21 protein-coding genes are annotated in these 21,874 nt (G+C 72.6%); 4 read left to right on the top strand and 17 right to left on the bottom strand.

Features of this window, described 5'->3' with window-relative positions:
• Positions 1-75 precede the first annotated feature (75 nt).
• From A4E84_RS24545 to A4E84_RS24535, 3 genes are all read right to left on the bottom strand, one after another.
• A complete protein-coding gene (locus A4E84_RS24545) occupies positions 76-1,113 on the bottom strand; it encodes an LCP family protein (RefSeq protein WP_062928616.1) in 1,038 nt (345 codons plus the stop codon).
• 84 nt (positions 1,114-1,197) lie between these two features.
• On the bottom strand, positions 1,198-2,550 hold the full coding sequence (locus tag A4E84_RS24540) for an endo-1,4-beta-xylanase (protein ID WP_062928615.1): 1,353 nt from the start codon (positions 2,548-2,550) through the stop codon (positions 1,198-1,200).
• 74 nt (positions 2,551-2,624) lie between these two features.
• A complete protein-coding gene (locus tag A4E84_RS24535) occupies positions 2,625-3,701 on the bottom strand; it encodes a LacI family DNA-binding transcriptional regulator (RefSeq protein WP_062931593.1) in 1,077 nt (358 codons plus the stop codon).
• A gap of 138 nt (positions 3,702-3,839) precedes the next feature.
• On the opposite strand from A4E84_RS24535, the gene A4E84_RS24530 reads away from it, so the two are divergent.
• On the top strand, positions 3,840-6,152 hold the full coding sequence (locus A4E84_RS24530; protein ID WP_062928614.1) for a beta-xylosidase/alpha-l-arabinosidase: 2,313 nt from the start codon (positions 3,840-3,842) through the stop codon (positions 6,150-6,152).
• 9 nt (positions 6,153-6,161) lie between these two features.
• On the opposite strand, the gene A4E84_RS24525 is transcribed toward A4E84_RS24530, so the two are convergent.
• Genes A4E84_RS24525 through tsaB form a run of 4 tightly spaced genes read right to left on the bottom strand, consistent with a single transcriptional unit; the run spans position 6,162 to position 8,653 of the window.
• Entirely contained in the window at positions 6,162-6,419 is a 258-nt protein-coding gene (locus A4E84_RS24525) for a hypothetical protein (RefSeq protein WP_062928613.1), read from the bottom strand.
• Entirely contained in the window at positions 6,416-7,504 is a 1,089-nt protein-coding gene (gene tsaD, locus A4E84_RS24520; RefSeq protein ID WP_062928612.1) for a tRNA (adenosine(37)-N6)-threonylcarbamoyltransferase complex transferase subunit TsaD, read from the bottom strand. The genes A4E84_RS24525 and tsaD overlap by 4 nt, the downstream gene beginning before the upstream one ends.
• Complete coding sequence (gene rimI / locus A4E84_RS24515; RefSeq protein ID WP_062931592.1) at positions 7,497-7,970, bottom strand: ribosomal protein S18-alanine N-acetyltransferase; 474 nt, start codon at positions 7,968-7,970, stop codon at positions 7,497-7,499. Before rimI ends, tsaD begins: the two co-directional genes overlap by 8 nt.
• A gap of 29 nt (positions 7,971-7,999) precedes the next feature.
• On the bottom strand, positions 8,000-8,653 hold the full coding sequence (gene tsaB / locus A4E84_RS24510) for a tRNA (adenosine(37)-N6)-threonylcarbamoyltransferase complex dimerization subunit type 1 TsaB (protein WP_062928611.1): 654 nt from the start codon (positions 8,651-8,653) through the stop codon (positions 8,000-8,002).
• A 113-nt stretch (positions 8,654-8,766) separates the two neighbouring features.
• Here tsaB and A4E84_RS24505 point away from each other — a divergent pair, with 113 nt between their 5' ends.
• Complete coding sequence (locus tag A4E84_RS24505; RefSeq protein WP_062928610.1) at positions 8,767-9,333, top strand: hypothetical protein; 567 nt, start codon at positions 8,767-8,769, stop codon at positions 9,331-9,333.
• On the opposite strand, the gene A4E84_RS43505 is transcribed toward A4E84_RS24505, so the two are convergent.
• From A4E84_RS43505 to A4E84_RS24480, 6 genes are all read right to left on the bottom strand, one after another.
• Positions 9,330-9,497 (bottom strand): hypothetical protein, encoded by a 168-nt coding sequence (locus A4E84_RS43505; RefSeq protein WP_167455416.1) that lies wholly within the window; start codon positions 9,495-9,497, stop codon positions 9,330-9,332. The genes A4E84_RS24505 and A4E84_RS43505 overlap by 4 nt on opposite strands.
• Positions 9,498-9,671: 174 nt before the next feature.
• The gene (gene tsaE, locus A4E84_RS24500; RefSeq protein WP_062928609.1) at positions 9,672-10,190 is read right to left on the bottom strand and encodes a tRNA (adenosine(37)-N6)-threonylcarbamoyltransferase complex ATPase subunit type 1 TsaE; all 519 of its coding nucleotides are present in this window, start codon (positions 10,188-10,190) and stop codon (positions 9,672-9,674) included.
• Positions 10,159-11,418, bottom strand: coding sequence for an alpha/beta fold hydrolase (locus A4E84_RS24495; protein ID WP_062928608.1), 1,260 nt, complete (start codon positions 11,416-11,418; stop codon positions 10,159-10,161). Before A4E84_RS24495 ends, tsaE begins: the two co-directional genes overlap by 32 nt.
• A 123-nt stretch (positions 11,419-11,541) precedes the next feature.
• Positions 11,542-12,708 (bottom strand): alanine racemase, encoded by a 1,167-nt coding sequence (gene alr / locus A4E84_RS24490; protein WP_062931591.1) that lies wholly within the window; start codon positions 12,706-12,708, stop codon positions 11,542-11,544.
• A gap of 85 nt (positions 12,709-12,793) precedes the next feature.
• Positions 12,794-13,510, bottom strand: a complete 717-nt coding sequence (locus tag A4E84_RS24485; protein ID WP_335340834.1) for a L,D-transpeptidase family protein — start codon at positions 13,508-13,510, stop codon at positions 12,794-12,796.
• A 327-nt stretch (positions 13,511-13,837) separates the two neighbouring features.
• The gene (locus tag A4E84_RS24480) at positions 13,838-15,268 is read right to left on the bottom strand and encodes a bifunctional ADP-dependent NAD(P)H-hydrate dehydratase/NAD(P)H-hydrate epimerase (protein ID WP_062931590.1); all 1,431 of its coding nucleotides are present in this window, start codon (positions 15,266-15,268) and stop codon (positions 13,838-13,840) included.
• 177 nt (positions 15,269-15,445) lie between these two features.
• On the opposite strand from A4E84_RS24480, the gene A4E84_RS24475 reads away from it, so the two are divergent.
• Both A4E84_RS24475 and A4E84_RS24470 read left to right on the top strand, forming a co-directional pair.
• On the top strand, positions 15,446-16,600 hold the full coding sequence (locus tag A4E84_RS24475; protein ID WP_062928607.1) for a hypothetical protein: 1,155 nt from the start codon (positions 15,446-15,448) through the stop codon (positions 16,598-16,600).
• 130 nt (positions 16,601-16,730) lie between these two features.
• Positions 16,731-17,003, top strand: a complete 273-nt coding sequence (locus tag A4E84_RS24470) for a hypothetical protein (RefSeq protein ID WP_062928606.1) — start codon at positions 16,731-16,733, stop codon at positions 17,001-17,003.
• A gap of 40 nt (positions 17,004-17,043) precedes the next feature.
• On the opposite strand, the gene A4E84_RS24465 is transcribed toward A4E84_RS24470, so the two are convergent.
• The 4 genes from A4E84_RS24465 to A4E84_RS24445 form a co-directional block, all read right to left on the bottom strand.
• Positions 17,044-17,415: a holo-ACP synthase gene (locus A4E84_RS24465; protein ID WP_062928605.1), complete on the bottom strand. Its 372-nt coding sequence runs from the start codon at positions 17,413-17,415 to the stop codon at positions 17,044-17,046.
• A gap of 577 nt (positions 17,416-17,992) precedes the next feature.
• On the bottom strand, positions 17,993-19,840 hold the full coding sequence (glmS, locus tag A4E84_RS24455) for a glutamine--fructose-6-phosphate transaminase (isomerizing) (RefSeq protein WP_062928603.1): 1,848 nt from the start codon (positions 19,838-19,840) through the stop codon (positions 17,993-17,995).
• Positions 19,841-19,935: 95 nt separating this feature from the next.
• On the bottom strand, positions 19,936-20,745 hold the full coding sequence (locus A4E84_RS24450; RefSeq protein WP_062928602.1) for an ABC transporter permease: 810 nt from the start codon (positions 20,743-20,745) through the stop codon (positions 19,936-19,938).
• Entirely contained in the window at positions 20,742-21,749 is a 1,008-nt protein-coding gene (locus tag A4E84_RS24445) for an ATP-binding cassette domain-containing protein (RefSeq protein ID WP_062928601.1), read from the bottom strand. Before A4E84_RS24445 ends, A4E84_RS24450 begins: the two co-directional genes overlap by 4 nt.
• Positions 21,750-21,874: the final 125 nt, after the last annotated feature.

Genomic DNA, 21,874 nt, shown 5'->3' with positions numbered 1-21,874 from the left:
CGATCGGGGGAACGACGGATCGACATGCTCGCCGGAATTTCTCGAAGATTTTTTCCCTGGACGCGTTCCCGCAGGTCAGCGCAGCGACTCCCACAGCTTCCCCGCCTCCGGCTCCTCCGCCACCACCCGGTTGGGATCCGACGGCGCCCGCACCACCGGCATCATCACCGTCCGCACCCCGCTCGCCGAGAGGCCCTGCAGGCTCTGTCCGAGCCGGGTCAGTTCGGCGAGGGAGTCCAGGCCGGTGTCCGTGGTGAGGCCTGCCGTCACCGCGTCCGCGACGCGGTACAGCCTGGCCGGGTCGGTGAGCAGGTCCTGGGCGGCGATCTGCTCCAGCAGGGCCTTCACCAGCTTCTGCTGGAGGCCTATGCGGCCCAGGTCGCTGCCGTCGCCTATGCCGTGCCGGGTGCGGGCGAGACCGAGGGCCTGGGTGCCGTCCAGGTGGTGGGTGCCCGCCTTCAGCCGCAGATGACTGTCCTCGTCGGCGATGTCCTCGTCCGTGGTGACGGTGACCCCGCCCAGCGCGTCGACCAGCTCGGCGAAGCCGGAGAAGTCGATTTCGAGGTAGTGGTCCATGCGGACGTTCGTCATCTCCTCGACCGTCTTGACCGCGCAGACCGGACCGCCCACCTCGTACGCGCTGTTGAACATGGAGTGGTGGGCGACCGCCGTCGACCCGCCGGACGGGCGCGGGCAGGACGGGCGGGTGACGAGGGTGTCGCGCGGGATGCTCACCACCGTCGCGCTGGTCCGCCCGGCGTCGAGATGGACGACCATCGCCGTGTCCGAGCGGGCACCGGAGCTGTCGCCGCCGCCGAGCCTGCGGTTCTCCTTGCCGCTGCGCGAGTCCGAGCCGAGGACCAGGATGTTGAGGGCCTCGCTCGGCAGGGCCGGGGCCGAGGACGCCGGTGTGGTGACCGGTTTCGGCGGCCGGTCGTCGCCCAGCGCGTTGTCGATGTCGACGCCGGTGATGTTGTCGCTGAGATGCCAGTAGGCCCAGCCCGCCGCTCCGGCGCCCAGCACCAGCGTCCCCGCCAGGGCGAGGCCGGCGGTCTTCAGCGCTCTCGACCGCCGGCCGGTTTCCTTGCCCTCGGCCCCGTGATGTTCCGTCACGGCAGGAACATAAGTCCGAATTATTACGGGCAGGGAGCTCAGGGAGCCTTTTCTTCGGAAATTCTCAGATTTCAGGTCCCGGGCTCACCCCAGCGCCACCACCGGCACCGGATTGCTCCCGCTCCACGAACCGTTGAACCCGAACGTCACCGAACCGCCGTCCGGCACGGAGCCGTTGTACGGGGCGTTGGCGCAACTGACCGCCGCACCCGACTGCGTGCAGTTCGCGTTCCAGGCCTGCGTGATCCGCTGCCCGGCGCCGAACGTCCAGTTCACCTTCCACGACGACAGCGAGGCGCCCGAGCAGGCGATCCGCACCTGGCCCGTGTAGCCGCTGCTCCACTGGCTGGTGACGCTGTAGACGGCCGTGCAGGCGCCCGTCGGCGGCGGGGTCGTCGTCCCGCCGAGCGCCTCCGCGATGGCGTGGTACGCCGGTTTCGGCTGGTAGTTCTCGTCGTACGGGGTCGCCGCGCCCTGGCCGGGGAAGGTGTCCGGGATCCAGGAGTCGGAGTCGGTGAAGCCCCAGACGGTGACGCCGGTGCAGCGCGCGACCGCGACACAGGCGTTCAAGACGGCCCTGTAGTCGGCGGCCTGCTGAGTCAGCTTCGCCTGCGTCGCCGGGAGTTGCATCCGGATGTCCAGCTCCGTGATGGCCACGTCGACGCCCAGGTCGGCGAAGCGCTGGATGTTCTGCCGGAGCGTCGAGGGCACCTGGCCCACGATGAGATGGGCCTGGAGCCCGACCCCGTCGATCGGAACCCCGCGCTCCTTCAGGGACTTGACCAGGTCGTACAGGGCGGTGCTCTTCGCGTTGACGCCCTCCACGTTGTAGTCGTTGATGTACAGCTTCGCGCCCGGGTCGGCGGCCCGGGCCCAGGTGAGGGCCTGCGCGATGTAGTCCTGGCCGAGGGTGGTGCGGAAGAGGGTCGGGCGGTAGGTGCCGTCCTCGTCAAAGGGTTCGTTGACGACGTCCCAGGCAGCCACGCGGCCCTTGTAGCGGCCGACTTCGGTCGCGATGTGATCCTGGACGACCGTGCTGAGCCGGTCCTTCGTCCAGCTGCCGTTCGTCAGCCAGCCCGGATTCTGCTGGTGCCAGAGCAGGGTGTGCCCGCGCACCTGCTGGCCGTGAGTCTCGGCGAAGTCCACGATCCGGTCGGCCTCGGCCCAGTTGTAGGTGCCGCGGCTCGGCTCGACCGAGCCCCACTTCATGGCGTTGCCCGGGGTGAGCCAGTTGAACTCGCGCGCGGCGATCTCGCCGTAGGTGCCGGTGAGCTTGGAGCCGGTGACCGCCGTACCCATGACCTTGCCCTTGGCTTCGGCGAGGCCGCGCAGGGGGGTGTCGGCGGCGTGCGAGACGGGTGCCGCGACCAGCAGGGAGCCGGCGGTGACGACTCCGGCCAGCAGGGATGTCAGTAAGCCCGATCTCAGGGATCTCATTGCGGGTGCCTCCGAAAGTTTCGGTGGTGCAACCGATTGGCTTCGGTGCAGTGTGGAGGCGTCCGGAACACCCGTCAATACAGCACCTGCTCTTCCGCCGGCCCCGTCGTGCTGCTGCGCACCACCAGGCTCGTCGCCAGCTCCACCCGGGTCGCCGCCTCGGCCCCCTCGTCCCGCCCGAGGGCGAGGACCAGCTTGGCCGCCGCCTCGGCCATCTCGGTCAGCGGCTGCCGTACGGTCGTCAGCGGCGGCCCGACCCAGGGCGCCACCGGCAGGTCGTCGAAGCCGACCACGCTCAGGTCCTCGGGGATGCGCAGCCCCAGCTCGCGCGCGGCCTCGTACAGCCCGAGCGCCTGGAGGTCGTTCCCGGCGAAGACGGCGGTCGGCCGGTCCGGGCGGCGCAGCAGTTCCAGGCCCCGTCGGTAGCCGGTCTCGTGGTGGAAGTCGCCGGTCGCGATCAGGGCGGGATCCACCGGCAGCCCGGCCGTCTCCAGCGCGGCCCGGTAGCCGTCGATCCGGGCCCGGCTGCACATCATCTGCGAGGGCCCGCTGATCGCACCGATCCTGCGGTGGCCCAGCTCGACCAGATGCCGGGTGGCGGCCAGACCGCCCTGCCAGTTGGTCGCGCCGATCGACGGCACGTCGGCGCCGGGATCGCCGGCCGGGTCCATCACCACGAACGGGATGGAGCGGCTGGTGAGCAGCGCCCGCTGCGACTCGTCCAGCCCGGACAGGACCAGGATCACACCGTGCGGCCGGCGCGCGGCGACCTGGTCGGCCCAGGTCCGCCCGGGGGTGAGCCGCCCCGCGCTCTCGGACAGCACGACACTGAGGCCGGCGTCCCGGGCCACGTTCTCCACACCCCGGATGACCTCCATCGCCCAGGCGCTCTCCAGCTCGTGGAAGACCAGGTCGAGCAGGGGCGAACGGGTCGCCTCGGCACGGCGGCGCCGGTAGCCATGGGCGCGCAGCAGGTCCTCGACGCGGGACCGGGTGGCCGGGGCGACGTCGGCCCGGCCGTTGAGGACCTTCGAAACAGTCGGGGCCGAGACGCCCGCCTCACGGGCGATCTCGGCGAGCGTCGCCGTCTGCGCGCTGCGCCTCTGCGTCCGGGTCTGCGTCCGGCTTTCAGCCGGCTCCGGGGATGTCATGGCGGCGATCGTAACCCTGTCGGCCCCCTTGACGAAGTTCTCGCACCGCCATAGGTTCCCGGAACATTCGAAGTTCATAACGAAACATTCGTTGGAACGTTCGTGAGAGGGCACGTCCGTCCACCCGACAGGAGCTTCATGACCACCGCGCCCTGGCGTGATCCCGCGCTGCCCGCCGCCGCCCGCGTCGACGACCTGCTCTCCCGGATGACCCTGGAGGAGAAGACGGCCCAGTTGTACGGCGTGTGGGTGGGCGCCGCGACGGACGGCGGCGGAGTCGCTCCGCACCAGCACGACATGACCGTCGAGTACGACTGGGAGGAGCTGATCACCCACGGGCTGGGCCAGCTCACCCGCTCCTTCGGCACCGCTCCCGTGGACCCGGCGCTCGGCGCGCAGGCCTTGGCGCGCGCCCAGCGCCGGATTGCCGGGGCCGGCCGTTTCGGCATCCCGGCGATCGCGCACGAGGAGTGCCTGGCCGGCTTCACCGCCTGGCGGGCCACGGCCTACCCGGTCCCGCTGGCCTGGGGCGCGGCCTGGGATCCGCCGCTGGTCGAGGAGATGGCCCGCCGCATCGGCGACGACCTGCGCTCGGTCGGCGTGCACCAGGGGCTCGCGCCCGTGCTGGACGTCGTGCGCGATCCACGCTGGGGCCGGGTGGAGGAGACGATCGGCGAGGACCCGTACCTGGTCGGCACGGTCGGTGCGGCCTATGTGCGGGGCCTGGAGTCGGCCGGGGTCGTCGCCACGCTCAAGCACTTCGCCGGGTACGCCTCCTCGGCCGGCGCCCGCAACCTCGCCCCGGTGCGGGCCGGGGTGCGCGAGTACGCCGACGTCACCCTGCCGCCCTTCGAGATGGCCCTGCGCGAGGGCGGGGCCCGCTCGGTGATGGCCGCCTACACCGAGACGGACGGTGTCCCGGCCTCCGCGGACCCGGGACTGCTGACCCGTCTCCTGCGCGAGGAGTGGGGCTTCACCGGCACGGTCGTCGCCGACTACTTCGGCATCGCGTTCCTCCAGAGCCTCCATCGCGTTGCCGGGACCCCGGCCGAGGCGGCCCACGCGGCCCTCACCGCCGGCATCGACGTCGAACTGCCCACCGTCAAGTGCTACGGCCGGCCGCTGCTGGAGGCGGTCCGCTCGGGCGCGGTCCCCGAGGAGCTCGTGGACCGCGCGGCCCGTCACGTCCTGCTCCAGAAGTGCGAACTGGGCCTGCTGGACGAGGACTGGACCCCCGAGCCGGCCACGGCGATCGAGCTCGACTCGACGGGCAACCGCATCCTGGCCCGCCGCCTGGCCGAGGAGTCGGTGGTACTGCTCGACAACCCCGACGGACTGCTCCCGCTGGCCCCCGGCACCCGGATCGCGGTGGTCGGTCCCCGGGCGGCCGACGCCCTGGCCATGCTGGGCTGCTACTCCTTCCCGTCCCACGTCCTCACCCACCACCCCGAGGTGCCGGCCGGCATCGAGATCCCGACCGTCCTGGACGCCCTGCGCACCGAACTCCCCGACGCCAAGGTGACGTTCGCGCAGGGCTGCGACGTGACGGACCCGGACACCGGGGGCTTCGAGGAGGCCATCGCCCGCACCGCCGAGGCGGACGTGTGCGTGGCGGTCCTCGGCGACCGGGCGGGCCTGTTCGGCCGCGGCACCTCGGGCGAGGGCTGCGACGCGACGGACCTCGGCCTGCCGGGCGCCCAGGGCGAACTGCTGGACGCGCTGGCCGCCACCGGCGTCCCCGTGGTGCTGGTGCTGCTGACCGGCCGCCCCTACGCCCTGGGCCGCTGGCACGGCCGGCTCGGCGCGGTCGTCCAGGCGTTCTTCCCGGGCGAGGAGGGTGGCCCGGCGGTCGCGGGCGTCCTCTCGGGCCGCGTGAACCCCTCGGGCCGCCTGCCCGTCAGCGTCCCGCAGGTCCCCGGCGGGCAGCCCTGGACCTACCTCCAGCCGCCCCTGGGCCTGGCGGGCGAGGTCAGCAACCTCGACCCGACCCCGCTGTACGCCTTCGGCCACGGCCGCTCCTACACGGCGTTCGCCTGGGAGGACTGCTCCGCGACCGAACCGGCCGAGCTCGGCACGGACGGCTCCCACGACGTGTCGGTGACCGTCCGGAACACGGGCGAGCGGGCGGGCGCGGAGGTCGTGCAGTTGTACCTGCACGACCCGGTGGCCTCGGTGACCCGCCCCGACGTACGGCTGATCGGCTACCAGCGGGTGGAACTGGCCCCGGGCGAGGCGGTTCGGGTGACGTTCCGCTTCCACGCGGACCTGTCGTCCTTCACGGACCGCTCGGGCCGCAGGGTGGTCGAACCGGGCGCCCTGGAACTGCGGTTGGCGGCGTCCAGCACGGACGTACGCCACACGGCGCACCTGACGCTCACGGGCCCGGTCCGCGAGACCGGAGCGGACCGGCGGCTGCGCTGCGAGACGGAGGTGTCCCCGGCCCTCGGGTGAGGGGGCCGGTCAGTCGACCGCCACCGACTCGAAGCGCCAGCGATGCACCGCTCTGGTGATCAATTCCCCGTCGGGCTCGGGCAGTTCGGGCAGCTCGGCGTCGAGGGGGGCGTCCCACCAGGTGAGGACGAGGACCCGGTCCTGGGGAGCGCGCAGGGTCTCCCGGCGCAGCGGCGCGTGGGGCAGCTCCTGGGCGCGGGCCCAGGCGAGCAGGTCCTCGCCGCGCCCGGGCACGGCCCGGGCCTCCCACATCAGCGCGACCGTCACGAGTAGAGGTTCTCCTTGCTGACCTCGTGCACATGGTCGTGGTCGCCCGGGACGTGCGGCTCCGTCACCGGCAGCGAGGAGTCGGCCGACAGGTCCCAGCTTGACGCCGCCCGGTTCCGGGCGACCATCTCGGCGCCGAGGGCGGCGACCATCGCGCCGTTGTCCGTGCACAGCTTGGGCCGCGGCACCCGCAGCCGGATCCCCGCGGCCTCGCAGCGCTCCTGGGCGAGGACCCGCAGCCGGGAGTTGGCGGCCACGCCGCCGCCGATCATCAGGTGGTCGACGCCCTCGTCCTTGCAGGCCCGGACGGCCTTGCGGGTCAGTACGTCCACGACCGCCTCCTGGAAGGACGCCGCCACGTCCCGCACCGGCACCTCCTCCCCCGCCGCCCGCTTGGCCTCGATCCAGCGCGCCACGGCGGTCTTCAGCCCCGAGAAGGAGAAGTCGTAGACCGGGTCACGCGGGCCGGTCAGGCCCCGGGGGAAGGCGATCGCGTTCGGGTCGCCCTCCTTGGCGTACCGGTCGATGACCGGGCCGCCGGGGAAGCCGAGGTTCAGCACGCGGGCGATCTTGTCGAAGGCCTCGCCGGCCGCGTCGTCGATGGTCGCGCCCATCGGCCGGACGTCGGAGGTGATGTCCGAGGACAGCAGCAGCGAGGAGTGGCCGCCGGAGACCAGCAGGGCCATGGTCGGCTCGGGCAGCGCGCCGTGCTCCAGCTGGTCCACGCAGATGTGCGAGGCGAGGTGGTTGACGCCGTAGAGGGGCTTGCCGAGGGCGTAGGCGTAGGCCTTCGCCGCGGAGACGCCGACCAGCAGGGCGCCCGCGAGACCGGGACCGGCGGTGACGGCGATGCCGTCGAGGTCGCGGGCGGTGACGCCCGCCTCCTTCAGCGCGCGGTCGATGGTGGGGACCATCGCCTCAAGGTGGGCGCGGCTCGCGACCTCCGGGACGACCCCGCCGAAGCGGGCGTGCTCGTCGACGCTGGAGGCGACGGCGTCGGCCAGCAGGGTGGTGCCCCGCACGATGCCGACGCCGGTCTCGTCGCAGGAGGTCTCGATTCCCAGTACGAGGGGTTCGTCAGCCATTGATCTCGGTTCCTTGTACGGAGTTCTCGGGGGCGGTCAGGCGCATCACCAGGGCGTCCACGTTCCCGGGCTGGTAGTAGCCGCGCCGGAAACCGATGGGCTCGAAGCCGAAGCGCTCGTACAGCTTCTGTGCGCGGACGTTGTCGACCCGGCACTCCAGCAGCACCTCGGCGCACTCGAAGGTGGTGGCGGCCCGCAGCAGTTCTGCCAGCAGCCGTCCGCCGAGGCCGGTGCCCCACAGTTCGCGGGACACGGCGATGGTCTGGACGTCGGCCTGCTCACCGGTGGAGACCAGACCGGCGTAGCCGACGATCCGGGAGCCGGCCTCGGCGACGACGTACCGCCGGTTGGCCTCGGGCCCCCGCGCGTGGGCCAGCTCGGACCAGAACATGCCCCGGGACCAGGCGTCCTCGGGGAAAAGGTCCCGCTCCAGCTCCAGCACGGCGTCGATGTCCCACCAGCGCATCTCGCGCAGCGCGCACGTCTCGGGTTCGGTCACTTGGGGGTGACCACCTTGTAGTTCTTGGGGACCTGGGCGTCGGGGCGGCGCAGGTACAGCGGCCGGGGCGGGGGGAGTTCCTCGCCGGCCGCCAGCTTCTTGGCCGCCAGCCGGGCGAGGGCGGCGGCGGACACGTGCTCCGGCTCGTGCGCCTTGGGGAAGGTGTCCGGGTACAGCAGCGCACCGGCGCCGACCGCGGGCAGTCCCCTGACCTGCTCGGCGATGTCGGCGGGCCGGTCCACGGCGGGGTCGGTGACCCGGGTGCGGGAGTCGGCGTAGCGGGCCCAGTACACCTCCTTGCGGCGGGCGTCGGTCGCCACGACGAACGGGCCCTCCAGGTCGGCGGCGCAGGCGAGGCCGTCCAGCGTGCACACGCCGTGCACGGGGACGCCGAGCGCGAGCCCGAAGGTGTCCGCGGTCATCAGGCCGACGCGCAGCCCGGTGTACGGTCCGGGACCGATCCCGGCGACGATCCCGGTGACGGCGTCGAGCCGCACACCGGCCTCGGCGAGCACCCGGTCGATCGCCGGCAGTAGCAGTTCCCCGTGGCGCCGCGCGTCCACCTGGCTCGACGAGGCGATGACATCGCGTCCGTCGTGCAGCGCGACGGTGACAGCGGGCGTGGCGGTATCCAGAGCGAGCAAGAGCACGCAAACAGCCTACGGCTCTCCGGGCCCCGGCACGGCCGCGCCTGTCGGGTCGTCACGTGCTGCTACCGTCACCTACCGTCACGACAGGGATGCACGACGTGAGGTGAACGCGGGTGGCAGCTAGCAGCTCGGGAATCGTGGCCGGGCTCACCGCCGCGGCTCTCGCGACGGTCGGCTACCTCGCCCACCAGGCGGCCGAGACCCTCCCGGCCGGTCTGGGCAGGGCGGCGCGGGCGGGCGCCGCACCGGCGGCCGGTACGTCGAAGGCACCCCAGGTCAAGAGGGACCCCACCGCACTGCCCCCCGCATCCGGAAAGGGCGCCCGGGTCGTCTACTCGCTGCGCGGCGACCGGGTGTGGCTGGTCGCCGGGGACGAGGCGGTCAGCCGCACGTTCGAGGTCGAGCCGAGCGCGGTGGACCCGGCCCCGGGCAGCTACTCGGTGACGTCCCGCTCGAACGCGGTCACCGGTTCCGACGGCGTCCCGGTCGAGCACGTGGTGCGCTTCGCCAGTGTGGACGGCGTGGTCATCGGCTTCAGCGCGGCCGTGAACGAGTCGGCCACCCCGGCCCCCGCCCCCGACCCGAAGGTCCGCACGGGCGGCATCCGTGAATCCCGCGTGGACGGGGACGCGATGTGGACGTTCGCGACGATCGGCCGCAGGGTCGTGGTCGTCCGCTAGGCCGCTTCGCGGTGTGCGGAGGCCCGCTCGGAGAGCTCCGGCTCGGGAGGGCGCGGCGGTGCGGAGATCAGCGCCGCTGCCTGACCCGCCGCCAGCAGGTCGCGCATGGACACCCCGGCGACCGCGAACCACTGCGGCTGCCCCTTGCTCTCTGTAGCCGACATGGACGCCTCCCGAAGGGCCGGGGCCGACGAAGTTAGGTACACCTAACTACGGACTGGATACCATGTGACCACGCACGGGACACCGAACGCAACATCTTGCCGACGTCTTGTCGGAACGTTCATCAAAAGACCGCACACCGGGCCCGGGACGGCGAGAACTCAGGCGGCGAGAACTCAGGCGGCGAGCACGCTCAGGTCAGCCTCGGCCCAGCGTTTCCCCACACCGGTGAGCGTCATCTGCCGGACCTCGTCGGTCGTGTCGCCCACCGCCCGGTGGATGACGACCTGGAGCCGGTCCTCCGTCAGCTCCTCGACCTTGCCCTCGCCCCACTCCACGACGACCACGGAGTCGGGCAGCGAGACGTCGAGGTCGAGGTCCTCCATCTCGTCGAGACCGCCGGAGAGCCGGTAGGCGTCGACGTGGACCAGTGGCGGCCCCTCGCCCAGCGAGGGGTGTACCCGGGCGATCACGAACGTCGGCGAGGTGACGGCCCCGCGCACGCCGAGCCCCTCGCCCAGCCCACGCGTCAGCGTCGTCTTGCCCGCGCCGAGCTCTCCGCTGAGCATCACCAGGTCACCGGCGCGCAGCAGTTTCGCGAGCCGGCGGCCCAGCTCCCGCATCTGCTCGGGGGACGTGACGACGATCTGGACGGATCCGGGCTCAGCCGGGCTGTGCGGTGCTGGTGCTTCCATAGCCCTTCACGGTAGCCCCTGCGGGCACGGCACCCGTGCGGGTGAGCAGGTCGGCGAGGCGGTCGGTGACCACTTCCGGGTGTTCCAGCATCACCAGGTGCCCGGCGTCCGGCACCAGCACCAGCTCGGCGTCGGGGAGCAGATCGGCGATGGCCTCGCTGTGCTCACTGGGAGTGACCAAATCCTGCACGCCGGCCAGGACGAGCACCGGCAGGTCCGCGAAGTGGACGAGCGCCTCGGTCTTGTCGTGGTCGTTGAACGCCGGGTAGTACTCGGCGACCACGTCGATCGGCGTGCTCTCGATCATCCGCTCGGCGAACCGGGCGACGGCCGGGTCGACGTCCCGGGACGCGAACGAGTACCGCTTGATGATCCCGGCGAACAGGTCGGCCGTCGCCCGGCGCCCCTTCTCCACCAGCTCGGCCCGCTGCCCCAGCACCTTCAGCACCCCGGGCAGCACCCGCCGCACCGCGTTGACCCCGGCGACGGGCAGGCCGTAGTTGACCTCGCCGAGCCGCCCCGACGACGTCCCCACGAAGGCGACCCCGACGACCCGCTCCCGGATCAGCTCGGGGTACTGGTCGGCCAGCGCCATCACCGTCATGCCGCCCATGGAGTGCCCGACGAGCACGAGCGGCCCCTCGGGGGCGGCCGCGTCCATGACGGCCTTCAGGTCCCGGCCCAGCTGCTCGATCGTGACCGGCTCGTCGTCCCGTCCCTGGGCCACGCCCCGCCCGGACCGGCCGTGGCTGCGCTGGTCCCAGTGCACGGTCCGTACGACGCCCCGCAGGGCAGCCCGCTGGAAGTGCCAGGAGTCCTGGCTGAGGCAGTAGCCGTGGCTGAAGACGACGGTGACGGGAGCGGGTGACTTGCGGCCGAAGAGCCGTCGGCGGCGCGGGCCGATGGCGGCGGGAGCGGCCTCCTCGTCGAGGTCGTCGACTTCGTAGTACAGCTCCGTGCCGTCGTCGGCGAACGCCTTGCCGGGCATGCCGCGCAGCGAGCCGTACGGCCCCGCGGAGTCCAGGGCGAGCCGCGCCTTCTGCCGCATGCCGCGGCCGACCGTCATCCGCTCCAGGGCGACACCGGCGGCCGCGCCCGCGGCCACCACGCCTATCGCCACGCCGGCGATGCCGGTCGCCCGGCGCCAGCCCCCCGCGGCCCCCGCGGCGGAGACCGCGACGGCCGCGGAGGCGACGTCCGCGACGACCTCCGCACTGCTCTCGCTCACGTACGCTCCTCTTCGCCGGGTGCTGGTCGGGTGGCTCACCCGGTCGAGTGAACCGGTGGGCCGGATGGTGCTGCTGTTGCAAGGGTGCCTGGTGTTCCTCGCGTGACGGGTTCCCCGTGCGAGTTACCCGTCCCGTTCCTCATTCACATAGACGCGAGGAACCCGCGTTCCGATCCGGGTCACGATCTCGTAGGCGATGGTTCCGGCCGCCTGGGCCCAGTCCTCCGCCGTGGGCTCTCCGCGGTCCCCGGGCCCGAACAGGACCGCCTCGGCCCCGGCCGCGGGCTCGTCGCCGCCCAGATCCACCACGAACTGGTCCATGGCGACCCGCCCGGCGATCGTGCGCCACTTGCCCTCGACCAGGACCGGCCCGGCCGAGGAGGCGTGCCGCGGGATGCCGTCGGCGTAGCCCAGCGGCACCAGGCCGAGGGTGGTCGCGCCGGGTGTCACGTACCGGTGGCCGTAGCTGACGCCGTGCCCACCCGGCACGTGTTTGACCAGGGCCAGCGAGCCGGACAGCGTCATCACCGGGCGCAGCCCGAAGTCGGCTGGGGTGCCCAGCTCGGGGCTGGGCGAGATGCCGTAGGTGGCGATGCCGGTGCGGACCAGGTCGAAGTGGCTCTCGGGGAGCGTGAGGGTGGCCGGCGAGTTGGCGATGTGCCGGACCTCGGGCCGTACGCCCTGTCCCTCGGCGTACGCGACCATCTCCCGGAACACGCCGAGCTGGTCGGCGATGGAGGGATGCCCGGGCTCGTCGGCGCAGGCGAAGTGCGACCACAGTCCCGTGACGCGCAGGAGCCCCTCGGCTTCGGCCCGCAGCGCCTCGCGGACCAGTCCGGCCCAGTCCGCCCCGGGCTGGCAGCCGCCCCGCCCGAGGCCGGTGTCGGCCTTGAGCTGCACGCGGGCGGGCCGGTCGGCTCCCCTGGCCGCCCCGACGGCCTCCGCCAGGGCCCACATCCCGCTGACGGACACGTCCAGGTCGGCCTCGATCGCCTCGCGCCAGGGCCCGCCGGGCGTCCACAGCCAGCACATGATGCGGCCCGGCAGCCCGGCGGCCCGCAGGGCCAGGGCCTCCTCGGGCGTGGCCGTGCCCAGCCAGCTCGCCCCCGCGGCGACGGCCGCGCGGGCGCACGGCACAGCCCCGTGGCCGTACGCCTCGGACTTGACCACGGCCATCACGGCCGCGCCCGGCGCATGGGCGCGCAGGGCCCGCACATTGGCCCGCAGGGCGGCCAGGTCGATCTCCGCACGGGCCCGCAGGGGCGCGGTCGGGGCTGTTCTCTCGCTCATCGCGCCCAGTGTCTCAGAGGGCTCCGGCAGCAGGTCCGCTACGTCCCGGGCCGCCGCCCCCACACGAACACCCGGTCGCCCTTCTTCAGCACGCCCCACAGCCGCCGCGCGTCACCCACGGTGAGATTGGGCCGCCCATCGAGCCGACGGCGGTGTAGAGGGAGCCGTAGACGCCGTGGAAGGCCTGCCCGCCGCTGAAGAACTGCGAGTACGGCATGGGCGTGTTGTACAGCGTCGACCAGTGGTTCTTGTGCCGCCAGTAGACCTTGTGCCACCCGGCCCGGGTCCGGTAGCCGGCCCGCCCGCTGCGGATGGGCACCGTCCCGAACACGACCTGCCGGCCCTTCTGCACCCACATCAGCCGGCGGCTGAGATCCACACATGCCACGGGATGGGACCGCACCGGGCAGTTCCCGGCGGCGTTCGGGTTCCGGCGGGCCGACAGGTACTGCATCCGCGACCAGGTGACCGGCCCGGCGAACCCCATGGCCGGCTTGATCCCCTGCTGCACCTGGAACGCCCGGATGGCCCGGCAGTCACCCGCCGACTGCACCCCGTCGACCCGCAGCCCGAGCCACCGCTCGACCTGCCGCTGGTACGGCCCCGCCTTCGTGGTACAGCTCACCTGCGCGACCGCCTCACCCAACGGCACGTACTCGACCAGCGCGTACGTCCCCGCCACCGCGCTCCGCGGCTCGACGGCCTCCTCCTCGGCGGACGGCGTGTACACCACGGGCGGCAGGGCCTGATCGGGCGTGTCGAACGACCAGGGCTGCGCGGGCCCCGGCGCGACCCCGGGCACCAGCCCGGCAGACGGCCCGGGGCCGGCGGCACGGGAGCGGCCCCGGCGGCACCGACGGGCAGCACGGCGACAACGGCGAGCAGCAGGGCGAGGGCACGCCCGGCGGTACGTCTGCGGGTCATGCGCCCAGCCAAACCCGGGCCGCGACCCGGGCCGGGGTCACCGCGCGGCGGAAGTCACCCGGACGCACGAGCCGCACCCACCAGCCCGTCAAGGCACAGCGCCCCCACCAACTCGCCCCCGAAAATCAGCCCTCAGCCCTCACCTGCACCCTCAGCTCTCAGCCCTCACCTGCACCCTTCACCTCTCGCCCCCACCCCTCACCCCTCACCCCAGAACATTCCGCCAAGCCTCCGGAACCGCGTCGGCCACGTCATGCGCTCCCACCGGCGCCCCCTCCGCCGCCAACCGCCCGGCCAGCCCATGCAGATACGCCCCGACACTCCCCGCGTCCACCGCCGACAACCCCGCCGCCAGCAACGACCCGCCCAGCCCGGACAGCACGTCCCCGCTCCCGGCCGTGGCCAGCCACCCCGTCCCCGTCGGATTCACCCGCACCGCCCCGCCCCCCGAGTCGGCCACCAGCGTCGTGGACCCCTTCAGCAGGACGGTCGCCCCGTACCGCCGCGCCAGCTCCCGCGCCGCCGCCAGCCGACCGCCCTCGACCACCCCCCGCTCCACTCCCAGCAGCGCCGCCGCCTCCCCCGCATGGGGCGTCATCAGCGTCGGCGCCCGCCGCCCCCGCACGACCTCCGCGTCCGCCAGCCGCAGCCCGTCCGCGTCGATCAGCACCGGCACGTCCGCCGCCAGCACCTCCGCGACCGTCACCGCGTCGTCCCCGGCCCCCGGCCCGACGACCCAGGCCTGCACCCGGCCGGCCTGCTTCGGCCCCTGGTCCGACACGAGCGTCTCGGGAAACCGCGCGATGACGGCGTCCCCGGCCGGTCCGACGTACCGCACGGCCCCGGCCCCACCCCGCAGCGCACCCGACACGGCCAGCACAGCGGCCCCCGGGTACCGCGCCGACCCGGCGGCGATCCCGACCACGCCGCGCCGGTACTTGTCGCTCTCCGCCCGGGGCACCGGCAGCAGCCGGGCCACGTCCTCGTGCTGCAACGCCTCCAGCTCCGGCTCGGCCGGCAGTTCCAGCCCGATGTCGACCAGCCGTACCGACCCCGCGTACTGCCGGGCGGGATCGATCAGGAGTCCCGGCTTGTGCGTCCCGAACGTCACGGTCAGATCGGCCTGCACGGCGGCCCCGTGCACCTCCCCGGTGTCGGCGTCGACACCGCTCGGCAGATCGACCGCGACGACGGCCCCCCACGACCGCCCGGCGGCAGCGGCCAACGGCACGGCGTCCGGCCGCAGTCCGCCCTTCCCGCCGATGCCGACGATCCCGTCGAGGACGAGGTCCGCGCCCTCCACGAGCGCCTCGCCCGCACCGGCCCCGGCGACCCGCCCCCCGGCCCGCCGCAACGCCGCGAGCCCCGCCGCGTGCGTCCGCTCCGGCGCGAGCAGCACCGCCGTGACCCCGGCCCCCCGACGGGCCAGCCGGGCCCCGGCGTACAGGGCGTCACCTCCGTTGTCGCCGCTGCCGACGAGCAGCACAACCCTGCTGCCGTACACCCGCCCCAGCAGATCGGCGCAGGCCGCGGCGAGCCCGGCGGCGGCGCGTTGCATCAGCGCCCCCTCCGGCAGCCGCGCCATCAGCTCCCGTTCGGCGGTCCGGACCGTCTCCACGTTGTACGCAGTACGCATGCGGTCGAGTTTCCCGTACGACCGCCGGGCCACTCCCCCTCACACGCCCCTCCCCGCCCGGCCGGCCCGCTGCGAACCGTGTCGCATCCATTGACGCTCTGCTGCCCCTTTGCCAGACTCCCGGCCGCGCAGAAAGCGCTTGCACGCACCCCCACGTTCGACGAAACCGAGGCCCCCATGGGACGCAGAGCCGCATTACTGGCCGCCGCCGGTGCCACCGCCCTCCTCACCGCCGCCGGCACCCTGACCGCCCCCGCCATGGCCGCCCCCACGCGCGCACTGGCCTGCGGGGACGGCTCCTACCAGGCCGAGGCCGTGCAGAGCGGCGGCAACTGGACCGCCCGGCGCGGCGGCAGCACGGTCTACACCGGCACCGACATGCGCGCGGCCGTCCAGGCGGCCGTCAACAGCCTCACCGCCGGGCGCACCGCGAAGGAACGGGTCGTGGTGCGCGGCTCGGGCTCGATCCCGGCGGGCTCCCGCATCTCCCTGCCGAGCTTCACCGTCCTCGACGTCTGCGGCACGATCAACGTCACCGGCAGCGGCTCGGGCGACCAGGCGCCGGTCTACTCGCGCGGCACCCGCGACGTCGAGGTCCAGAACCTCAAGCTCACCGGCACCCCGCTGTACGGCATCTTCCTGCGCAACGTCCAGAACGTGGTGCTCGGCCAGATCGACATGCGCCTCTCCCGCGGCCTGGGCGTCCGCATCGACAACCGCGGCGACACCAGCCAGTGGACCCGCAACGTCCGCATCGACAACGTCTACGTCTCCGGCGCGTCCAGCCACGCGGTCGAGACCTACGGCGTCGACGGCATCACCATCGGCACGGTGACCGCCCGCAACGTCGGCGAGTCGGGCCTGCTGCTCAATCAGACCATCAACGCCAGGGTCACCAAGGTGGACGCGGAGAACGCCGGCACGGGCACCGGCTACGCCGCCTTCCGCATGGCCAACCGCAACGGCCGGATCGGCAGCGGCTACCCCACCAACATCCGCGTCGGCGAGGTCGTCGCCCGGGGTGGTGGACGCGGCGTGTTCTGCGTCTCGGAGAGCGGCGGGGCCGTCATCGACAAGGTGACGCTCTCCAATACCGGCAACAACTCGGTCCTGATCGAGAACTGCTACAACGTCAGCCTCGCGGCGCAGAGCGGCACGATCACGGGCGGCGGCGAACTGCGCCTGGCGGCCCGCTCGGAGTTCGCCAACAACAAGGACATCACCATCCAGAACCTGACGGTCACCAACTCGGCCATCAGGGAGAGCCCGTGCGGCGAGAACACGACGTTCCGCAACATCACGCGGGTGAACACCGGCCAGTCGATCTGCTGATCCTGCTCCCCGAAGCCCTCGCCACCCCACTCGGCGGGGGCTTCGGGGCCCTCCCCCGGGCCGCCGCCCCTCCCGAGGCGTATGATCGAGCCGTGTTTTGAACTCGTTCAAAAAGGGGGATCGACGAGACATGACCAGCTCGGCAGCACCCGGAGAAAAGGACAGCCCCGCCACCGCCCTGGGCCCCACGGCCCTGGTCCTCGGCGTCTTCTCGGCCCTGGGCACCTGGGCGTTGCTGTTCCCGTGGACGGTACTGGCCGGAGCGCTGGCGGTGACCTTCGGAGCCATGGGCCTCCACTACGCCCGCAGGGGAACGGGCCGGGTGTGGTCGGCGGCAGCCGGCATGACCCTGGGCGCGACGGGCTTCATCGGCACGATCACGCTGCTCTGGGGCCTGGCCTAGGAATTGCGGACACCCTCCGGGAGGCCTCGGGGAGGTGGCCTCACGCCTCGGCGATGACCACGGCCGAGGCGACGCCCGCGTCGTGACTCAGCGACACGTGCCAGGTCCGCACGCCGAGTTCGGCGGCCCGCGCGGCGACCGTCCCGGTCACCCGCAGCCGGGGCTGCCCGCTGTCCTCGACACACACCTCGGCGTCGGTCCAGAGCAGCCCGGGCGGAGCGCCGAGCGCCTTGGCCAGGGCCTCCTTGGCCGCGAACCGCGCGGCGAGCGAGGCGACCCCCCGCCGCTCCCCGCTGGGCAGCAGCAACTCCCGCTCCACGAACAGCCGTCCGGCCAGCGCGGGCGTACGCTCCAGTGAAGCCGCGAACCGCTCGATCTCGGCAACGTCGATGCCGACCCCGATGATGCTCATGGGCAGCACCCTACGGTGACGGGCGGGATCCGGCGGGAACGGCGTCCGATGCGCCGCCCAGGACACCCCATGATCCTCAACTTCACCTGGCCGCTACAGAGTTCGCGCCGACCGCGATGAGCAAACGGCATCGCACGCAAACGGCAGGACACCATGAAGTACAAGTCGCTGGGGACCGCGGCCGCCGCAATGGCCCTCTCCGCCTCGGCCCTCACCGGCACCGTCGCCACCGCCGGCACCGCCGCCGCGGCGACGAAGCCGGACTGCAGCAGCGCGCTGACCAACGTGAAGCCCAAGGAGACCGTCAACCTCCGCAGCCGGCCCAAGACGAGCTCCACGGCGCTCGGCACCTGGGGCAAGGGCAAGGCGGGCGGTGTCTGCTTCGACGACCGCAAGCCCGCCACGGGCGGCCGCTACACGGCCTGCGGCAAGACGAGCGACAAGTGGTACTTCGGCGGCCCCGACAGCACCAGCAAGGAAGGCTGGGTCCCGGCGACCTGCCTGCCCATCCGAGCCGAGCACCTGACGGCCTGTCCGGCCGGCGAGGGGCGAACGGAAGACAGCCGTTCGCCCCTTCTCACTCCACCGTCACCGACTTGGCCAGGTTCCGCGGCTGGTCCACCTCGTTCCCCCGGGCCGTCGCCAGCTCGCACGCGAACACCTGCAGCGGCACCGTCGCGACGAGCGGCTGCAACAGGGTCGGCGTGGCGGGAATCCGGACCAGATGGTCCGCGTACGGCACAACCGCCTCGTCGCCCTCCTCCGCGATCACGATGGTCCGGGCACCCCGCGCCCGGATCTCCTGGATGTTGGACACGATCTTGTCGTGCAGCACCGAGCGCCCACGCGGCGACGGCACCACCACGACCACCGGCAGGTCCTCCTCGATCAGGGCGATCGGCCCGTGCTTCAGCTCCCCGGCCGCGAACCCCTCCGCGTGCATGTAGGCGAGCTCCTTGAGCTTCAGCGCGCCTTCGAGCGCCACCGGATACCCCACGTGCCGCCCGAGGAACAGCACCGTCTTCTTCGAGGCCAGCGTGCGTGCCAGCTCCCGCACCGGCTCCATCGTGCCCAGCACCCGCTCCACCGCACCGGCGATCGAGGACAGGTCGCGGATCACCGCCCTGATCTCGTCACCCCACTTCGTGCCCCGCACCTGGCCCAGGTACAGCGCGACCAGGTAGCACGCCACGAGCTGCGTGAGGAACGCCTTGGTCGAGGCGACGGCCACCTCCGGCCCGGCGTGCGTGTACAGCACCGCGTCCGACTCGCGCGGGATCGTCGAACCGTTGGTGTTGCAGATCGCCAGCACCTTGGAGCCCTGCTCGCGGGCGTGCCGCAGCGCCATCAGCGTGTCCATGGTCTCGCCGGACTGGGAGATGGCGATGACGAGCGTCTGCGCGTCCAGGATCGGGTCCCGGTAGCGGAACTCGCTCGCCAGCTCCACCTCACAGGGCAGCCGCGTCCAGTGTTCGATGGCGTACTTGGCGATCATCCCGGCGTGGAAGGCCGTGCCGCACGCGACGATGACGACCTTGTCGATCTCCCGCAGCACCCCCGGAGGGATCCGCACCTCGTCCAGGGTCAGCGAACCGGACCCGTCGATCCGGCCCAGCAGGGTGTCGGCGACCGCCTTGGGCTGCTCGGCGATCTCCTTGAGCATGAAGTAGTCGTAGCCGCCCTTCTCGGCGGCCGACGCGTCCCAGTCGACGTGGTACGAGCGGACGTCGGCGGGGCGGCCGTCGAAGCCGGTCACCGTCACGCCGTCCCGGCGCAGCTCCACCACCTGGTCCTGGCCGAGCTCGATCGCCGACCGCGTGTGGGCGATGAAGGCGGCGACGTCCGAGGCGAGGAAGGCCTCGCCCTCACCGGCGCCGACCACCAGCGGTGAGTTCCGCCGGGCGCCCACCACCACGTCCGGCTCGTCGGCGTGCACCGCGACCAGCGTGAAAGCGCCCTCCAGCCGCCGGCACACCAGGCGCATGGCCTCGGCGAGATCCGCGCAGGAGGAGAACTCCTCGGCGAGCAGATGCGCGACGACCTCGGTGTCCGTCTCGGACGCCAGCTCGTGGCCGCGCTCCGCCAGTTCGGCCCGCAGCTCGGCGAAGTTCTCGATGATGCCGTTGTGCACCACCGCGACCCGTCCCGCGTTGTCGATGTGCGGGTGGGCGTTGGTGTCGGTCGGCCCGCCGTGCGTGGCCCAACGGGTGTGCCCGATGCCCGTGGTGCCGGCCGGCAGCGGCCTGCCGTCCAGTTCCTTCTCCAGATTGAGGAGCTTGCCGGCCTTCTTCGCCGCCGCCAGCCCGCCGTCGGCCAGGACGGCGACACCCGCCGAGTCGTACCCCCGGTACTCCAGCCGCTTCAGCCCGGCCATCACCACATCGAGCGCCGACTGCGGCCCCACGTATCCCACGATTCCGCACATGAGGCGCAGCCTACGGGCCGACACCCCCGGGAAACCCCTTCAGCCTGCCCGGAATCGGAAATAATGCAGCCTTCCGTGGCCCCTGCGACGGCGCCTCAGACCTTCGCCCGGTAGGCACGCATGGCCAGCGGGTAGAACACCAGGGCGATGCCCGCCGCCCACACCAACGACCACAGCACCGGCTCCGCCACCGCCCCGCCCAGCAGCAGCCCCCGGAACGCATCCGACAGGTGGGTCACCGGATTGACGTCGCTCCACGCCTGGAGCCAGCCGGGCATCGTGTCGACGACGACGAACGCGCTGCTGGTGAAGGTGATCGGGAAGATGAGCGTGAAGGCGAACGCCTGGACCTTCTCGGCGTCGCCGGCCAGCATCCCGATCAGCACCGCGCTCCAGGAGACGGCCGCGGCGAACACCACCACCAGCAGCGCGCCGAGCAGGAAGCCGCCGAAACCGCCGGTGATGCGGAAGCCGAGCGCCAGGCCGAGGCCGATCATCAGCAGCAGCGCCCACAGGTGCTTCGCGAGGTCCGCGGTGATCCGGCCGATGAGCGGGGCGGAGCGGGCGATGGGCAGGCTGCGCAGCCGGTCGAAGACGCCCTTGGTGAGGTCGGTGTTGAGTGCCATCGCCGTGTACATCGTCATGAACAGGGTGTTCTGCACGATGATCCCGGGCAGCGCGTACTTCAGGTACGCGTCGGGCGACCCGGCCATCTGCCCGCCCAGCACGTAGGTGAACAGGAACACGAACATGATCGGCGTGATGCTGTAGTCGACCAGTTCGAGCGGGTTGTGCTTGACGGCGACCAGGCTGCGCCAGGCCATCGTGAAGGTCTGCCGCAGCCCGGCGAGGGGCGGCACCCGGCCCGACGCGGTGACCGGTGCGGTGAGAGTGGTGGCGGTCATGACCGGCTCACCGCCTTCTCCAGTTCCTCGTCCTCCCGGACGGCCGCACCGCCGTCCTCCTCGGCCTCGCCCGGCTCGGCGCGGTGGCCGGTCAGGGAGAGGAAGACCTCGTCGAGCGAGGAGCGGCGCAGGGCCAGCTCCCCGACCGCGATGCCCTCCCGGTCCAGCGCGCGCACGACGGCCGGCATCAGCTCGGGGTCCTTCACCGGCGCGGTGACCGTCTCGCCCTCGATCCGGGCCTCAGGCCCCGCGGCCCCGGCCACCAGCGCGTGCGCCCGCGCGAGGTCCTGCCCGGCGATCGGCCTGAGCTCCAGCACCTGGCCGCCGACCTGCGCCTTCAACTGGTCCGGCGTGCCCTCGGCGATCACGCGGCCCTTGTCGATCACCACGATGTCGTCGGCGAGGACATCGGCCTCGTTCAGATACTGCGTGGTCAGCAGGGCGGTCGCGCCGTCCGCGACGAGGCCGCGCAGCGTGTCCCACAACTCACCACGGCTGTGTGGATCAAGGCCCGTGGTCGGCTCGTCGAGGAAGAGGATGCTGGGATGGCCGACGAGGCTGGCCGCGAGGTCCAGGCGCCTGCGCATGCCGCCCGAGAAGGTCTTCGCGGCCCGCCCGGCCGCGTGCGTCAGCTGGAACCGCTCCAGCAGTTCACCGGCCCGCGCCTTCGCCTCCCGCCTCGGCAGGCCCAGCAGCCGGCCGATGAGCAGCAGGTTCTCCGTGCCGGTCAGGTTCTCGTCGACCGCCGCGTACTGCCCGGTCAGCCCGACGAGGGAGCGTACGACCCCGGCCTCCCGGACCACGTCGTGGCCGGCCACCCGGGCCCTGCCCCGGTCCGGACGCAGCAGTGTCGCGAAGATCCGCACCGCGGTCGTCTTCCCCGCACCGTTGGGGCCCAGCAGCCCGAGCACCGTGCCCTTGCGGGCCGCCAGGTCGACGCCGGCCAGCGCCTCGGTGTCCTTGAACCGCTTGACCAGGCCTTCCGCCTCTATCGCATACGTCATGGGTACCCCCAGGCGTTCGTGGACCCCGGACCGAGCCCACCTCTCCCACAACTGTGACGCACACCATTGACATTCCTCCCGCATCGCCCTTTCTCAGGAGGAAGCGGGGCGAACACCTCGCGTGA

The sequence above is a fragment of the Streptomyces qaidamensis genome (assembly GCF_001611795.1).
In the GTDB taxonomy this organism is placed as follows: domain Bacteria; phylum Actinomycetota; class Actinomycetes; order Streptomycetales; family Streptomycetaceae; genus Streptomyces; species Streptomyces qaidamensis.
The sequence above is the reverse complement of the archived record's forward strand: the minus strand, read 5'-3'. Positions and strand labels throughout refer to the sequence as shown.

Bases quoted from the DNA above. Each gene is read 5' to 3' on its own strand.
- A4E84_RS24540 (WP_062928615.1), bottom strand. From the start codon at position 2,550: ATGAGATCCCTGAGATCGGGCTTACTGACATCCCTGCTGGCCGGAGTC.
- A4E84_RS24535 (WP_062931593.1), bottom strand. From the start codon at position 3,701: ATGACATCCCCGGAGCCGGCTGAAAGCCGGACGCAGACCCGGACGCAG.
- A4E84_RS24530 (WP_062928614.1), top strand. From the start codon at position 3,840: ATGACCACCGCGCCCTGGCGTGATCCCGCGCTGCCCGCCGCCGCCCGC.
- tsaD (WP_062928612.1), bottom strand. From the start codon at position 7,504: ATGGCTGACGAACCCCTCGTACTGGGAATCGAGACCTCCTGCGACGAG.
- rimI (WP_062931592.1), bottom strand. From the start codon at position 7,970: ATGCGCTGGTGGGACATCGACGCCGTGCTGGAGCTGGAGCGGGACCTT.
- A4E84_RS43505 (WP_167455416.1), bottom strand. From the start codon at position 9,497: ATGTCGGCTACAGAGAGCAAGGGGCAGCCGCAGTGGTTCGCGGTCGCC.
- tsaE (WP_062928609.1), bottom strand. From the start codon at position 10,190: ATGGAAGCACCAGCACCGCACAGCCCGGCTGAGCCCGGATCCGTCCAG.
- alr (WP_062931591.1), bottom strand. From the start codon at position 12,708: ATGAGCGAGAGAACAGCCCCGACCGCGCCCCTGCGGGCCCGTGCGGAG.
- A4E84_RS24480 (WP_062931590.1), bottom strand. From the start codon at position 15,268: ATGCGTACTGCGTACAACGTGGAGACGGTCCGGACCGCCGAACGGGAG.
- A4E84_RS24475 (WP_062928607.1), top strand. From the start codon at position 15,446: ATGGGACGCAGAGCCGCATTACTGGCCGCCGCCGGTGCCACCGCCCTC.
- A4E84_RS24470 (WP_062928606.1), top strand. From the start codon at position 16,731: ATGACCAGCTCGGCAGCACCCGGAGAAAAGGACAGCCCCGCCACCGCC.
- A4E84_RS24465 (WP_062928605.1), bottom strand. From the start codon at position 17,415: ATGAGCATCATCGGGGTCGGCATCGACGTTGCCGAGATCGAGCGGTTC.
- glmS (WP_062928603.1), bottom strand. From the start codon at position 19,840: ATGTGCGGAATCGTGGGATACGTGGGGCCGCAGTCGGCGCTCGATGTG.
- A4E84_RS24450 (WP_062928602.1), bottom strand. From the start codon at position 20,745: ATGACCGCCACCACTCTCACCGCACCGGTCACCGCGTCGGGCCGGGTG.
- A4E84_RS24445 (WP_062928601.1), bottom strand. From the start codon at position 21,749: ATGACGTATGCGATAGAGGCGGAAGGCCTGGTCAAGCGGTTCAAGGAC.